Consider the following 13,778-nt stretch of genomic DNA (forward strand, 5'->3'; position numbering starts at 1 on the left):
GACGAGATCATCTTTCGCGGGCTGAGGGGTTGACGGGAGGCGGGGCGGGGCGGCAGGGTGTCGAAACGGAACATCAATTGCAGCTAGTGAAACGGTGGTGTTCGTGCGGTACCCAACGCCCGTGACAAGTCCCGCCATCGGTCCCGTGGCCGGGCCCTACAGCCCCGCGGTGCGCGTGGGCGACCTGCTGTTCGTCTCCGGACAGGGGCCGTTCCGGCCCGACGGGTCCATGGCCGGCCCCGCCTTCCGCGACCAGGCCGGCACCGTCCTCGACCACATCGCGGCCCTCGCCGAGGCCGCCGGCACCAGCCTCGCCCACACCGTGCGGCTCGGCTGCTTCCTGAGCACCCTGGACCATTTCGCCGAGTGGAACGCGATCTGCGCCGAGCGCCTCAGCGCCCCGCTGCCGGCCCGCACCACCGTCCCCGTCGCCCTGCCCGGCTTCGACATCGAGGTCGACGCCGTGCTGTGGATCCCGCCCGCCGGCGAGGACGCGCGATGAGCGCCGACCTCGTCAAGCGCGCCGCGGCGATCCTGCCCGGCGGCGTGAACTCCAACGTCCGGCTCCCCACCGCCCAGACCTTCTTCGCGCGCGGCCGCGGCCCGCGGCTGTGGGACGTCGACGGCAAGGAGTACGTCGACTACCTGCTCGGCCAGGGACCCGCGTTCCTGGGCCACGCGCACCCCGAGGTCAACGCGGCCGTGGCCGAGGCCGTCACGCGCGGCATGGTCTACGGCGCCCAGCACGCCCTGGAGGTCGAGGCGGTCGAGAAGCTGCTCGCCGCCGTGGGCTGGGCCGACATGGCGCGCCTCGGCGTCTCCGGCACCGAGGCGGTGCAGGGCGCGCTGCGGCTGGCCCGCGCCGCGACCGGGCGCCGGAAGGTGATCGGGTTCGCCGGGCAGTACCACGGCTGGCTCGACACGGTGCTCATGGCGCACGGCCCGGACGGGTCCGGCCCCGGCTCGCTCGGCCAGCCCCCGCAGTATCTCGCCGACTGGATCGTCACCCCGTTCAACGACGCCGAGGCGCTGCGGGCGAGGTTCGAGGCGCACCCGGGCGAGATCGCCGCGGTCATCCTCGAGCCGATGATGTGCAACAGCGGGGCGATCGCGCCGCGGCCCGGCTTCCTCGAACGCCTGCGGGAGCTGTGCACCGAGCACGGCGCCGTGCTCATCTTCGACGAGGTCGTCACCGGCTTCCGGCTCGCGTTCGGCGGCGCCGCCCAGCGCTTCGGCGTCACCCCGGACCTCGCCATCTACGGCAAGGCGGTGGCCGGCGGCTGGCCGGTCGCGGCCATCGCCGGGCGCCGGGAGCTGCTGGAGCTGCTCGGCGACGGCCGGGTCAACCACTCGGGCACGTTCAACGCCTCCGTCATGGCCTCGGCCGCGGTGTCGGCGACCATGGACGTGCTGGGGCAAGGCACCCCGTACGTCACCGTCGAGGAGCACGGCACCGCGCTCATGACCGGGCTGCGCGCGATCGGCGAGCGTCACGGCGTGCCGCTGCACGTGCAGGGGCTCCCGGCCGCGTTCCACGTGTCCTTCCGGGCCGGGGACCGGCCGGACACGACCGTGGTCGACCACGCCTCGCTGCAGTCGCTGGACCTGGCGCGGTACACCCGCTTCGGCCGGGTCCTCGCCGAGCACGGGATCTGGGTCGCCGGGCGCGGCATCTGGTACGTCTCCGCCGCCCACGGCGAGCAGGAGCTGGCCGACGCCCTGAGCCGGTTCGAGCGCGCCCTGCGGAGCGAGGCCGGATGACCCCGCCCCGGGTCGCGGTGCTGGGGCTGTGGCACGAGACCAACACGTACGGCCCCAACCCGGCCGACCTGGCCGCGTTCGAGGCCTTCGAGCTCGTCGACGGCGAGGACGTGCGCCGCCACCACCACGGCGACCGCTCCGTCATCAGCGGCTTCCTGGCCGCGACCGAGCTCGACCCGGTGCCGGTGTACTCCGCCGGCGCCTGGCCCAGCGGCCCCGCCCCGGCCGCGACCCTCACCACGCTGCTGGACCGGCTCACCGCCGCGCTCGCCGCCGACGTCGCCGACGCGCCCTTCGCCGGGGTGCTGCTGAACCTGCACGGGGCGATGGTCGCCGAGGGCACGCCGGACGTGGAGGCGCTGCTGCTGCGGCGCGTCCGCGCGATCGTCGGCGCCGTGCCCGTCGCCGCCGTGCTCGACCTGCACGCCAACCCCTCCCCCGAGTTCGTCGGCGCCTGCGACGTCGTGCTCGCCTACGACACGTACCCGCACGTCGACATGTGGGAGCGCGGGCGGGAGGCGGCCGCCCTGCTGGCCGAGGTCCTGGGCGGCCGGGCGCTGCGCACGACCCTGGCCAAGGCGCCGCTGCTCACCTGCCCGCTCGCCCAGTCCACCGACGCCGAGCCGATGCGGGGGCTGCTCGAACGCGCCCGCGCGCGGGCCGCGGCGGCCGGGTGCGCCCGGGTCTCGCTGACGCCCGGGTTCGCGTACAGCGACGTGGAGCGGGCCGGCATCGGGGTGCTCGTCGTCGCCGACGCGCACCTCGCCGACGCGGCCGCCCGGGTCGCCAACGAGACGGTCGCCGACGTCGAGGCGCAGGACTTCGCCGTGGAGCGCCCCGATGCCGGGGCCGCCGTGCGCGAGGCGCTCGCGACGCCGGGACCGGTCGTGCTCGCCGACGTGGCCGACAACATCGGCGGCGGGAGCCCCGGCGACGGCACGGCCCTGCTGGCCGAGCTGCTCGCCCAGGGCGCCCCGGACGCGGTGGTCGTGATCGCCGACGCCGAGGTCGCGCGCGCCGCGGCCGGGATCGGCCCGGGCGGGACGATCACCGCGGCGCTGGGGGCGAAGGCGGACGCCCGGCACGGCAGCCCCGTGGAGCTGACCGCGGAGATCGTCGGCGTCACCGACGGCGCCTACACGACGGCCGGCTCGTGGATGACCGGTCAGACGTTCCAGATGGGCACGACGGTCGTGCTGCGCACCGCCGGGCTGCGGATCGTCGTCACCGAGCGCGCGACCCCGCCGTTCCACCGCGAGCACCTCACGTCGGTCGGCATCGACCCGGCCACCGTGGCGGTCATCGTCGCCAAGGGCGCGGTCGCGTGGCGCTCGGCCTTCCCCGACGCGGCCCACGCGATCGAGGTCGCCACGCCCGGCGTCTGCCCGGTCGACGTGACCACGCTGCCGCGCACCACCGTCCCGGCCCGGGTCGTCGCGTGACCCCGCCCGGCATCTGGCGCTTCGCCGACCGGCTGCCCCTGAGCGACCCGCGCCACGCGGTGAGCCTCGGCGAGGGCGGCACCCCGCTGCTCGACGTCACCGACGCGCTCGGCCTGCCGGCCGGCGTCACGGTGCACGTGAAGGCCGAGCACCTGAACCCGACCGGCTCGTTCAAGGACCGCATCGCCGCCGTCGCCCTGTCGCTGGTGCGGGAGCGGTCGCTGCGCGGCGTCGTCGGCACCTCGTCGGGCAACGGGGGCGCGGCCGCGGCCGCCTACGGGGCCCGGGCCGGCCGCCCGGTGATCCTGCTCGCGCTGGCCACCGCCCCGCCCGAGAAGCTGGTGCAGATCCGGTCCGCCGGGGCGCGGGTGCACCTCACCGACGGCCTCGGCCACGACCCCCGCACCACGCTCCGGGTGGCGGAGGAGGTGCGGGCCGCCGCCGGGCGCCACGGCTGGCTGGCGCTGCTGACCGGCGGCCGGTACGCCCCGGAGATCATGTACGGCGCCCGGACCATCGCCTACGAGCTGGCCGAGCAGGCGCCGGACGCCACGCACGTCTACGCGCCGATCGGCGGGGGCGGCCTCTACGCGTCCGTGTGGCGCGGCTACCGCGACCTCGGCGGCGCGGTGCCGCGGCTGGTCGCCGTCCAGCCCAGCGGCTGCCCGACGGTCCGCGACGCCCTCGCCGGCGGCCCCGGCGTCCTGACCGAGCCGAGCACCACCGGCATCTCCGGCCTGCAGGTCGCCACCCTCTTCGACGACGACGTGCCGGCCGCCGTCGCCGGCTCCGGCGGGCACCTCACCGAGGTCACCGACGAGCGGGTCGCGGCCGCCCACGCGCGCCTGGTCCGCCTCGGCGTGTCGGTCGAGCCGGCCGGGGCCACCGCCCTCGCCGGGCTCCTCGCCGACGCCGACGCGGGCCGCCTGCCCGCCGGGGCGCGGGTCGTGCTCGTCGCCACCGGCGCCGGCTGGAAGGACGTGCACGCCCTGTCGTCGCTGGCCGGCCCCGGCCCGCTGCCGCACGGCGCCGATCTGGAGGAGCTGCTCGCATGAGCGTCCTGGACATCTTCTCGCTCGCCGGGCGCACGGCGGTCGTCACCGGGGGCACCGGCCTCTACGGCACCCCGATCGCCCGCACCCTGGCCGAGGCCGGCGCGCACGTCGTGGTCACCTCGCGCGACCGGGACCGGGCCGACGCGGCCGCCGCGGCGCTGCGGGCCGACGGGCTCGCCGCCTCCGGCCTGGCGCTCGACCTCACCGACCCGGAGTCGATCGCCGGCCTCGGCGGCGTCGACGCGGACGTCCTCGTGAACAACGCCGTGCACCGGCAGGGCGGCGACCTCTTCGGCACCACCGCCGCCGACTGGGACGCGACCTCGGCCGCGAACTCCCGCGGCCTGTTCCTCGCGACCCAGGCCGTGGCCCGGCGGATGGTCGAGCGCGGCTCGGGCGGCGCGATCCTGAACATCGGCTCGATCTACGGCATCACCGGGCCCGACTTCGGCCTGTACGAGGGCACCGCGATGACCATGCCGCTGTTCTACGCCTACGACAAGGCGGGCATGGCCGGGCTGACCCGCCACCTGGCGTGCCAGCTGGGCCCGCACGGCATCCGGGTCAACTGCCTGGCGCCGGGCGGGCTCGCCGACGGCACGCAGCCGGCGTCGTTCGTGCGGCGGTACGAGGCCCGCACGCCCCTGGGCCGCCTCGCCCGGGAGCAGGACGTGGCCGGGGCCCTGCTGCTGCTCGTCTCCGACGCCGGCGCCTACATCACGGGCGTGACGCTGCCGGTCGACGGCGGCTTCACCGCCCACTAGCCATGGACGCGATAGCCGACGCCGGTGGCCCGCATCGCGGCGAGGTCCCCGGCGGTGATGCCCCGGCCGGTGAACCGCTCCACCGCGGCGAGGCCCTTGCCGGGGCGCTCCCCGGACGAGGCGAAGTCGATGCCGTCGAGCACCGCGGCCAGCTCCTGCGGCCACGTCTCGCGGCCCCACGGCTCGTGCTGCGCGATGAGCCGGCCGCGCTCGGCGAAGGAGAGGCGGGTGACCGCGTTGACGTTCCAGTACATGCTCGCCGCCCGGCCGCCGGCCGACGCGGCCTCCAGCACGCCGCGGCGCGAGCCGAGGTAGCCGTTGTTCTCCACGACGAGCACGGCCGCGCCGGCGTCGAGGGCCATGAGGTGGTCCGTGGCGTCCTGCGCGATCGGCTCGGGCCGGTCCGGGTCGGCGCCGAACGCGCGCACCACCTCGGCGAGCGTCGCGCCGGTGACGATCGTGACGGTCGCGGCCACCTCCAGCTCGCTGCGGTGCAGCCACCGGTAGGCGTGCTCGGGGCGCGGCGCCCGCCGCGGCTCGGGCTCGCCGCGCAGCCGGTGGCCGAGCCGGTCGGTGCGCCGCAGGACGAGCGGGGGCGCGGCGGGCGCGGCCCAGACGACGAGCTTGTAGCGTTCGAAGCCGGCCTCGGCCTCGTCGCGCCCGCAGGCGTAGACGCGCAGCCGGTAGTCCCCGGGCCACGGCGGCGTTTGCCGGCCCAGGTGCCCGAGCGCCGCCCGGCCCTCGAGGGCGCGCCAGCTGACCTCCGCGGCCTCCTCCCAGTCGTCCTCGACCCCCGCCGGGGGCCCGGCCAGGACGGCCAGCTCGACGCGCACGTGGCCCTGCGCGCTCCCGGTGCGCACGACCGCGCCGCCGTCGCCGCCGCTGACGAGGCCGGTGGCGGAAAAGTCCGCGAGATCCGGCGGGTCGCCCTCGGCCAGGCCGAACCGGTGCGCCTCGACCTGGACCGAGCCGGACATGTGGCGGGGCAGCAGGTACTCCTGGCGAATCTTGGCCAGCAGCGCCCCGGCGTAGGCCGCGGGCAGGGGCGCGTCGCGCAGCAGCGCGGACGCGGCGCCGAGGCCGAGCCCGACGGTGGCGGCGGCCGGGTCGACGAGCGCCGGCGGCTCCACCTGGTGCACGACCGCGCCCGCGACGGCGACGGCCAGCGCGAGGTGGGCCGCCCCGTGCGCGGCGGCGATCGCGGCCTCGTCGCCGCCGTCGACCGCCAGCAACGGCGCGACGCCCGGATGGGTCGCGAGCCCGCGGACCAGCGCGGCGACGCGCCCGGCGGTGCCCTTGCGCAGCCCGTCGAGCAGGCGGGCGGCCGCGAACGCCTCGCTCTCGTGCCCGCCGGCGCTGACGAAGGCGTACCGGTGCCCGGCCGGTGGCCGCTCGACGCCCGTCAGCAGGTCCTCCTCGACGCCCCAGTCCTGCCGGGCGACGAACCGCTCCAGGGCCCCGAGCAGCCGCTCCGCCGTCAGCGCGTCCACGGCCGGCTCCGGCGCGCGCGTCCAGGGGCGTGCCGGCTCCTCCACGGGCGCGTTGAGGCGCCCGAGCACGCGGGCGGGCGTGAGCGGCACGCGCCGCATGAGCGCGGGCATCGTGCGCACGGCCAGAGCCGCAAGATCGTCCATCGTTCGCTCCCCGATCGCTTCGCGCCGAACGTCTGTAGATTCGGGATTATGCCGACTTTCACCACCACCGACGGCGTCCGCCTGCACTACGAGGACGAGGGGACCGGGCGGCCGGTGGTGCTCGTCGCCGGATTCTGCGCGCCCCTGCAGAGCTGGGAGCTGCAGCGGCGCGCCCTGGCCGCGGCCGGGTTGCGCACCATCGGCTTCGACCGCCGCTCGCACGGCCGCTCGGAGTCCCCCGCGCACGGCCAGCGCCTGTCCCGCCACGGCGCCGACCTGCACGAGCTGCTGGTCACGCTCGGCCTCGACGACGCCGTGCTCGTCGGCGGGTCGCAGGGCGCGAGCGCGATCTGGGCCTGCTACGACCTCTTCGGCCGCGACCGCGTCGGCGCCGTGGTGACGATCGACCAGACGCCCCGGATGGTCAACGGCGACGGCTGGGAGCACGGCTTCTACGGCCTCACGAAGGCGAACGTGGGCACGTTCTTCGACGCCGGGATCCCCGACACCGGGCGCGGCCTGCGCGAGCCCCGCACCGCCGGGATCGCGAAGGTCGCCGAGGCGCTCGGGGGCCTGCCCGCGTTCGCCGACCCGCGCACGCCCGAGCGCCGGGCGCTGCTGCAGAGCCACACCGAGCAGGACTGGCGCGACGTCATCGCGCGCATGGAGGTCCCGAGCCTGTTCATCGCGGGCCGTGACAGCCAGCTCTGGCCCTGCGAGCACGCGACCGCCGCCGCGGCCGCCAACCCCCTCGCGTCGGTCGTGACGCTGTCGGACTGCGGGCACGCGGCCAACCTCGACCAGCCCGACGCCACCAACGCCGCGATCTTGGAGTTCCTGGGATGAAAGACCTGCTCGGCGGCCTCGACGTGATCGAGGACCCGGACGTGCTCGCCAGCCTCTCGCGGGACGACGCCGAGTGGGCGCCCGCGGGGAAGGCGGTCGCCGCCGTCCGGCCCCGCAGCACCGCCGAGGTGAGCCGGATCGTCGCCGCGTGCGCCGAGCGCGGGGTGCCGATCGTGCCCCGCGGCGCCGGGACCGGCCTGTCCGGCGGGGCCAACGCGGTCGACGGCGGGCTGATCCTGGACCTGTCGAAGATGAACCGCGTCGTGGAGATCGACGCGGAGAACATGGTCGCGGTCGTGCAGCCGGGCGTGGTCAACGACGACCTGAAGCGGGCCGTGGCCGAGCACGGGCTGTGGTACCCGCCCGACCCCGCCAGCGCCCCGTGGTCCACGATCGGCGGGAACGTGTCGACCAACGCGGGCGGGCTGTGCTGCCTCAAGTACGGCGTCACCCGCGACTACGTGCTGGGGCTGGAGGCCGTCGTCGGCGGGCCGGCCGGGGACTACGGCAGCGTCGTGCGGCTCGGGCGGCGCACGACCAAGGGCGTCAGCGGGTACGACCTCGCCGGGCTCTTCACCGGCTCCGAGGGCACCTTCGGCGTCATCACCGAGGTCACCCTGCGCCTGCGCCCGGCCCGCCGGGAGGCGCCGCGCACCGTGGTCGGCGCGTTCGACTCGGTCGTCGCCGCGGGCGCGGCGGTCGCGGCCGTCACGCGGGCGGGGCTGCTCCCGGCCGCGCTGGAGCTGCTGGACCGCACGTGCCTGCGGGCCGTCGAGGAGTGGAAGCACCTCGGCATCGCGGCCGACGCGGCGGCGCTGCTGCTCGCCCAGCTCGACACGCCGGGGCGGGCCGGCGACGAGGAGGCCGCGGCGGTCGCGGGGGTGTTCCGCGACGCCGGGGCGCAGTGGGCGGAGCAGTCGACGGACGAGTTCGAGGCGGAGGCGCTGTTCTCGGCGCGGCGGCTGGCCTATCCGGCGCTGGAGCGGCTCGGGCCGGTGCTCACCGAGGACGTGTGCGTGCCGCGGTCGCGGGTGCCGCTGATGCTGACGTCGATCGAGGAGATCGCGGCCCGGCACGGCACCACGATCGCCACGATCGCGCACGCCGGCGACGGCAACCTGCACCCGCTGATCCTGGCCCCGATCGGCGACGACGCGGCGCGGGCCGCGGCCCAGGCGGCGTTCGAGGAGATGCTCTCGGCGGCGATCTCGCTCGGCGGTACGGTCACCGGCGAGCACGGCGTCGGGCTGCTCAAGCGCGGCGGGATGCGCCAGGAGCTCGCGCCCGCGGTGCTGGCGATGCAGGAGGCCGTGAAGCGCACCCTGGACCCGTTGAACCTCTTCAATCCCGGCAAGGTCGTGGGGCTGCCGTAGCCGCCGCGCCGCTGCGGTAGGTTGCCGATGGCATGGACCTCGATCTGGCGCAGGTGCGGGCGTTCGTCGCCGCCGCCCGGCACGGCAGCATGAGCGGCGCGGCCGTCGAGCTGTTCCTCTCGCAGCAGGCGCTGTCCAAGCGCATCCGCCGCCTCGAGGAGCGGCTCGGGCCGCTGCTCGTCCGCCTGCCCGACGGGGTGCGGCCGACCGAGGCCGGGCGGCGCTTCCTGCCCGCGGCCCAGCGGCTCCTGGACGCCGCGGACGCCGCCCTGCGCGCGGCCCGGGGCGCCGCGGCCGGCCCGCTGCGCGTCGACGTCTGGGGCCACGCCCACGAGCCGCTGCGCCTGGTGCGCCGGTTCACCGACCGGCATCCGGACGCCGCCGTCGAGCTGAGCATGCGGCGCCATCTCGTGCAGGCGCTCGCGGCCGTGCGCCGCCGCGAGCTGGACGTGGCGCTGGGCAACGTGGCCAGCCTGCCCGGCGGGCTGCCGGACGGGCTGCGGGCGCGGCCGGTCACCCTGACGCCGCTGATGGCGCTGGTCAACGCGGCCGGCCCGCTGGGCGGCCACGCCGTGCTCGACGCGGCCGACCTCGGCGGCGGGCTCTGGATGCCGTTCGAGGCGAGCAGCCCGGAGCTGGCCGCGTTCGTCACCGAGTACGCCGCGGCGCTCGGCGTGCCGGTCCGCACCGACGGCGTCAACCTCGGCGTGGACGTGCTCGTGTCGGGCATCGCGGCGCGGCCCGGCGACGTCAGCCTCTACGACCCCGGCTGGGGCGTGCCGGCCGGGGACGGGGTGCGGCTGGTGCCGCTGCGCCCGGTGCCGCTGTTCCCGTGGTACGCGGTGGTCGCCGCCGACGCCCCGGCGCACCCGGGCCGCGACGCCCTGCTCGCGTTCCTGGCCGCCGCCGGCCGCTGGGAACCCGGCGACGGCTGGCTGCCGGCCCGGGCCCACAACCGATGGTGGTAGCCGCGGCGGCAACGGGTGTTGGACGGCCCCGGCCCGGCGGTGCTGAGCTGGGGGCATGCCCGAGCGCGAGACGTTGTACGAGCACGCCGGCGGTCACCCCGCGCTGCACCGGTTCGTCACGGTGTTCTACGCGAGCGTGCTGGCCGACCCGGTGCTCGGCCCGCTGTTCGGCGCGGGCCGCCCGCAGCACGTCACCCACCTCACCGACTTCGACGCCGAGTCGTTCGGCGGCCCCGACACCTTCAGCCGCACCATGGGCTTCGACGCCCTGATCGCCGCCCATCGCGGCCTGCGCATCACCGAGGCCCAGCGGGCCCGCTTCGTCGAGCTGTACCTGCGCGCCGCCGACGAGGCCGGGCTGCCGGACGACGAGCCGTTCCGGGAGGCGCTGCGCACGCACGTGGAGTTCGGCTCGCGGGTCGCGGCGCAGAACTCGCACGCCACGACGGACGACGAGCTGCACCCGCTGCGCGAGGTCCCCCGGTGGCGCTGGCCCGGCTGACGGTGTTCGCCCGCGGCCGCTAGCGTGGGCCCGTCAACCTTGCCCAACGCGACGGGTCGTGACGTGGAACTGCGGCTGCTCACCTTCAACGCGCTGTTCAAGGGCGACGTGCGGCCCCGCATGGAGGCCATCGGGGCGCTGCTGGAGCGCTCGGACTACGACGTCGTGTGCCTCCAGGAGGTCATGGCGCCCGGCATGGCGCGACTGCTCGCGCGGCTGGCGGGGTCGTTCCCGCACCGGCAGTACACCGGCGGAACCCTCGTCAAGGGCGGGCTGGTGCTGCTGTCGCGCCGGCCCATCGCCGAGCGGCGGTTCGTGCGCTATCCGCTCACCCGCCCGCTGCGCCCGGAGCTGCTGATGCGCAAGGGTGCCCAGGTCGCGCTCCTGCACACCGCGGCCGGGCCGTTCGCGGTGGTCAACACGCACCTGTCGGCCAACCGCGACGACGACTGGTCGCCGCAAAACCGCTTCAGCGCCGTAGCCCGCGCGGAGCTGGCGGCGCTCACCGCCGCCCTGGCCGCGATCCCGGCATCGGTACCGGCCGTGGTCACCGGCGACCTGAACCTGCCCCGCGACGCCGAAACCCTCGCCCGGTTCTGCGCCGAGGCCGGGCTCCGCGACGCCATGGCCGGCGACGAGCGCCCGACCTACCGGCCCACGCCGCAGTGGCCCGACCCGCCCGCGTTCGACCACGTGCTGCTGCGCGGCCCGGTCACCGCCTCCTGCGAGCTGGTCCTCACCGACGACGCGGTCACGCTGCCGGACGGCCGCTCGGTGTACCTCTCCGACCACTACGGGGTGGCGGCGGACCTGCGTGTTTGACCTTCACCCGGGGTCAAGGCGCATGGTTTCGGGGTGGACACGAGCGACCTGCTGAGCATCGGGGTCTTCGCGCGGCGCAGCTGGCTCTCGCCGCGCGCGTTGCGGCTGTACGAGCAGCAGGGCCTCCTGGTGCCGGCGCTGGTCGACGAGCGGACGGGGTATCGCTGGTACCGCCCCGGGCAGCTCGGCACCGCCCGGCTGGTGGCCCGCCTGCGCCGGCTCGACATGCCGCTGGCGCGCATCACCGCGATCGTGGCGGCGGATTCAGCCCGGAACCCGGCCCGGAACCCGGCCCAGGCCGTCGCGCTCCTCGACGCCTTCTGGACCGATGAGGAGTACCGGGCCGCGGCCCGGCGCGAGCTCGTGAACCACCTGCGTATCCGGTTACTCGGCGAGGAAGGGGATCTCTCGATGTACGACATCCAGGTGCGGGACGTGCCCGAGCAGCTGGTCCTGACGGAGCAGCGGCACGTGCGCGTGCAGGAGCTGCCGGCATGGATCGACGAGGGCATCGGGCGGCTGCTGAAGGCGGCCGCCGGTCACGGCGACGGCATGGCGGGGCCGTGCTTCATCATCTACCACGGCGCGGTGAACGAGGAGTCCGACGGGCCGGTCGAGATCTGCCTGCCCATCGCGCCCGGCGACGGCCCGGTCGAGGCCGCGACGCGGGTCGAGCCCGCGCACCGGGAGGCGTACACCCGCATCACCAAGGCCCAGGTCGCCTTCCCGCAGATCCTCTCCGCCTACGACGCCGTGCAGGCGTGGACCGAGCGGGAGGGTGAGGTCCCGCTCGGCTCCCCGCGCGAGGTCTACTTCGCCGACTTCATGGCCGCCGGCCCCGACGACCTGTGCTGCGACATCGCCCAGCCGATCGAGTAGCCGCCGCTGGGTGGTGACCTAGGTGGTGATCAGGGACCCGCCGCCGGTGGTGGGTCCCTCGCGCACGGCCGGCGCACGTACTTGACACCATCAATGTTAGCGGTAACACTCGTGGGCGCGCTCGCTCGGCCGCCGCCACGGTCCGGAGCGCGATGTGAGCGTTAACAACCCCCGCAACGCTCCCCACACCCCGAAAGGCTTCCCCATGCGCCTGCAAAGGCTCCTCACCGGCGCCGCCACGGCGGTGCTCGGCATCGCGGCGCTCGTCGCCCTGCCCGGCACCGCCGAGGCGGCCGGCACGCTGCCGTGTGACATCTACGCCGGCGGCGGCACGCCCTGCGTCGCCGCGCACAGCACCACGCGAGCGCTGTTCGGCTCGTACAACGGCTCGCTCTACCAGGTGCGGCGCTGGTCGGACGGCGCGACGTCCAACATCGGCGTGCTCAGCGCCGGCGGCTACGCGAACGCGGCGGCCCAGGACTCGTTCTGCTCCGGCACGTACTGCACCATCGTGCGCATCTACGACCAGACCTCGCGGCACAACGACCTGACTATCGCCCCCGGTGGCGGCGCGAACCCCACCGCCGACCAGGGCGCGAACGCCGCGGCCCTGCCCGTGTCCGCGGGCGGCCACAAGGTCTACGGCGTCTACATCTCGGCCGGCAACGGCTACCGCAACAACACCACCAACGGCGTGGCCACCGGCAGCCAGCCCGAGGGCCTCTACATGGTCACCGAGGGCACGCACGTCAACGACCGGTGCTGCTTCGACTACGGCAACGCCGAGACGAACAACAACGACACCGGCAACGGCGACATGGACGCGATCTACTTCGGCAACCTGTGCTGGTTCTCGCCGTGCTCGGCCGGGCCGCGGGTCGCCGCCGACCTCGAGAACGGGCTGTTCGCCGGCGGCAACGGCTCCTGGACCGCGAACACCGGCCGCAACAGCGCGTTCGTGACCGCCATGCTCAAGAACAACGGCACGACGACGTACGCCATCAAGGACGGCAACGCCCAGTCCGGCGGCCTCGCCACCCGCTACAACGGCTCCCTGCCGACCCAGTCCGGCTACATGCCGATGACGAAGCAGGGCGCGATCATCCTCGGCATCGGCGGCGACAACAGCAACGGGTCCGTCGGCTCCTTCTTCGAGGGCGTCATGACCAGCGGGTACCCGTCCGACGCGACCGAGAGCTCGGTGCAGTCGAACATCGTCTCCGTCGGCTACAGCAAGAGCGTCACGTTCCCGGTGAACGGCGCGGCGTACCGCCTGACGAACCTGGCCAGCGGCAAGCTCCTCGACGCGGTCAACTGCGGCACGGCCAACGGCACCGGCATCCAGATGTGGCAGAACCTGAGCAACTCCTGCCAGCAGTGGCGCTTCACCAACGTCGGCCCGAACAAGTGGACCATCACGAACGTGAACGCCAACAAGGTCCTGGACGCGGTCAACTGCGGCCTGGCCCTGGGCACCGCCACGAACCTGTGGCAGTCGCTGGGCAACACGTGCCAGCAGTGGGCCGTCATCCCGGCGGGCAACGGCCGCTACGAGCTCGTGGTCGAGAACAGCGGCATGGTGCTCGACGACCAGAACTGCGGCACCGCCAACGGCACCAAGGTCCAGATGTGGATGTGGCTGAACAACACCTGCCAGCTCTGGTCCTTCTCCTCGTAATACCTGATCCGGGGCGGTCGGTACGATGGAGCTGACCGCCCCGGTGCCCCGCTT

The 13,778-nt window shown here is 75.3% G+C and carries 13 protein-coding genes; 12 read left to right on the top strand and 1 reads right to left on the bottom strand.

Features of this window, described 5'->3' with window-relative positions:
• Nucleotides 1-121 precede the first annotated feature (121 nt).
• Genes AC6JBM_RS30170 through AC6JBM_RS30190 form a run of 5 tightly spaced genes read left to right on the top strand, consistent with a single transcriptional unit; the run spans nt 122 to nt 5,022 of the window.
• A complete protein-coding gene (locus AC6JBM_RS30170) occupies nt 122-502 on the top strand; it encodes a RidA family protein (protein WP_350609367.1) in 381 nt (126 codons plus the stop codon).
• Complete coding sequence (locus AC6JBM_RS30175) at nt 499-1,761, top strand: aspartate aminotransferase family protein (RefSeq protein WP_497977421.1); 1,263 nt, start codon at nt 499-501, stop codon at nt 1,759-1,761. The genes AC6JBM_RS30170 and AC6JBM_RS30175 overlap by 4 nt, the downstream gene beginning before the upstream one ends.
• Nucleotides 1,758-3,203, top strand: coding sequence for a M81 family metallopeptidase (locus AC6JBM_RS30180; RefSeq protein WP_497977422.1), 1,446 nt, complete (start codon nt 1,758-1,760; stop codon nt 3,201-3,203). Before AC6JBM_RS30175 ends, AC6JBM_RS30180 begins: the two co-directional genes overlap by 4 nt.
• Nucleotides 3,200-4,258, top strand: a complete 1,059-nt coding sequence (locus tag AC6JBM_RS30185) for a pyridoxal-phosphate dependent enzyme (protein ID WP_497977423.1) — start codon at nt 3,200-3,202, stop codon at nt 4,256-4,258. Before AC6JBM_RS30180 ends, AC6JBM_RS30185 begins: the two co-directional genes overlap by 4 nt.
• Nucleotides 4,255-5,022 (top strand): SDR family oxidoreductase, encoded by a 768-nt coding sequence (locus AC6JBM_RS30190; RefSeq protein WP_497977424.1) that lies wholly within the window; start codon nt 4,255-4,257, stop codon nt 5,020-5,022. Before AC6JBM_RS30185 ends, AC6JBM_RS30190 begins: the two co-directional genes overlap by 4 nt.
• Here AC6JBM_RS30190 and AC6JBM_RS30195 read toward each other — a convergent pair.
• Complete coding sequence (locus tag AC6JBM_RS30195; RefSeq protein ID WP_497977425.1) at nt 5,019-6,656, bottom strand: DUF6461 domain-containing protein; 1,638 nt, start codon at nt 6,654-6,656, stop codon at nt 5,019-5,021. The two genes, AC6JBM_RS30190 and AC6JBM_RS30195, sit on opposite strands and share 4 nt — an antisense overlap.
• Before the next feature lie 48 nt (nt 6,657-6,704).
• On the opposite strand from AC6JBM_RS30195, the gene AC6JBM_RS30200 reads away from it, so the two are divergent.
• The 7 genes from AC6JBM_RS30200 to AC6JBM_RS30230 all read left to right on the top strand — a co-directional run bounded on the left by AC6JBM_RS30200 (nt 6,705) and on the right by AC6JBM_RS30230 (nt 13,724).
• Nucleotides 6,705-7,502 carry an alpha/beta fold hydrolase gene (locus tag AC6JBM_RS30200; RefSeq protein WP_497977426.1) on the top strand — a complete coding sequence of 266 codons (798 nt, stop codon included), beginning with the start codon at nt 6,705-6,707 and terminating at the stop codon, nt 7,500-7,502.
• Nucleotides 7,499-8,875 carry an FAD-binding oxidoreductase gene (locus AC6JBM_RS30205; protein ID WP_497977427.1) on the top strand — a complete coding sequence of 459 codons (1,377 nt, stop codon included), beginning with the start codon at nt 7,499-7,501 and terminating at the stop codon, nt 8,873-8,875. The genes AC6JBM_RS30200 and AC6JBM_RS30205 overlap by 4 nt, the downstream gene beginning before the upstream one ends.
• Nucleotides 8,876-8,907: 32 nt before the next feature.
• Nucleotides 8,908-9,843: a LysR family transcriptional regulator gene (locus AC6JBM_RS30210; RefSeq protein ID WP_497977428.1), complete on the top strand. Its 936-nt coding sequence runs from the start codon at nt 8,908-8,910 to the stop codon at nt 9,841-9,843.
• Nucleotides 9,844-9,898: 55 nt separating this feature from the next.
• Entirely contained in the window at nt 9,899-10,345 is a 447-nt protein-coding gene (locus AC6JBM_RS30215; protein WP_497977429.1) for a group II truncated hemoglobin, read from the top strand.
• A 63-nt stretch (nt 10,346-10,408) separates the two neighbouring features.
• A complete protein-coding gene (locus AC6JBM_RS30220; protein WP_497977430.1) occupies nt 10,409-11,167 on the top strand; it encodes an endonuclease/exonuclease/phosphatase family protein in 759 nt (252 codons plus the stop codon).
• 33 nt (nt 11,168-11,200) lie between these two features.
• Complete coding sequence (locus tag AC6JBM_RS30225) at nt 11,201-12,046, top strand: MerR family transcriptional regulator (protein WP_497977431.1); 846 nt, start codon at nt 11,201-11,203, stop codon at nt 12,044-12,046.
• 205 nt (nt 12,047-12,251) lie between these two features.
• Nucleotides 12,252-13,724, top strand: a complete 1,473-nt coding sequence (locus AC6JBM_RS30230) for an arabinofuranosidase catalytic domain-containing protein (protein WP_497977432.1) — start codon at nt 12,252-12,254, stop codon at nt 13,722-13,724.
• The last annotated feature ends 54 nt before the right edge of the window (nt 13,725-13,778 follow it).

It is taken from the genome of Dactylosporangium thailandense, from assembly GCF_059739745.1.

Excerpts from the sequence above, each read along its gene's own strand:
- AC6JBM_RS30175 (WP_497977421.1), top strand. The coding sequence starts at position 499 with ATGAGCGCCGACCTCGTCAAGCGCGCCGCGGCGATCCTGCCCGGCGGC.
- AC6JBM_RS30180 (WP_497977422.1), top strand. The coding sequence starts at position 1,758 with ATGACCCCGCCCCGGGTCGCGGTGCTGGGGCTGTGGCACGAGACCAAC.
- AC6JBM_RS30190 (WP_497977424.1), top strand. The coding sequence starts at position 4,255 with ATGAGCGTCCTGGACATCTTCTCGCTCGCCGGGCGCACGGCGGTCGTC.
- AC6JBM_RS30195 (WP_497977425.1), bottom strand. The coding sequence starts at position 6,656 with ATGGACGATCTTGCGGCTCTGGCCGTGCGCACGATGCCCGCGCTCATG.
- AC6JBM_RS30200 (WP_497977426.1), top strand. The coding sequence starts at position 6,705 with ATGCCGACTTTCACCACCACCGACGGCGTCCGCCTGCACTACGAGGAC.
- AC6JBM_RS30205 (WP_497977427.1), top strand. The coding sequence starts at position 7,499 with ATGAAAGACCTGCTCGGCGGCCTCGACGTGATCGAGGACCCGGACGTG.
- AC6JBM_RS30210 (WP_497977428.1), top strand. The coding sequence starts at position 8,908 with ATGGACCTCGATCTGGCGCAGGTGCGGGCGTTCGTCGCCGCCGCCCGG.
- AC6JBM_RS30215 (WP_497977429.1), top strand. The coding sequence starts at position 9,899 with ATGCCCGAGCGCGAGACGTTGTACGAGCACGCCGGCGGTCACCCCGCG.
- AC6JBM_RS30230 (WP_497977432.1), top strand. The coding sequence starts at position 12,252 with ATGCGCCTGCAAAGGCTCCTCACCGGCGCCGCCACGGCGGTGCTCGGC.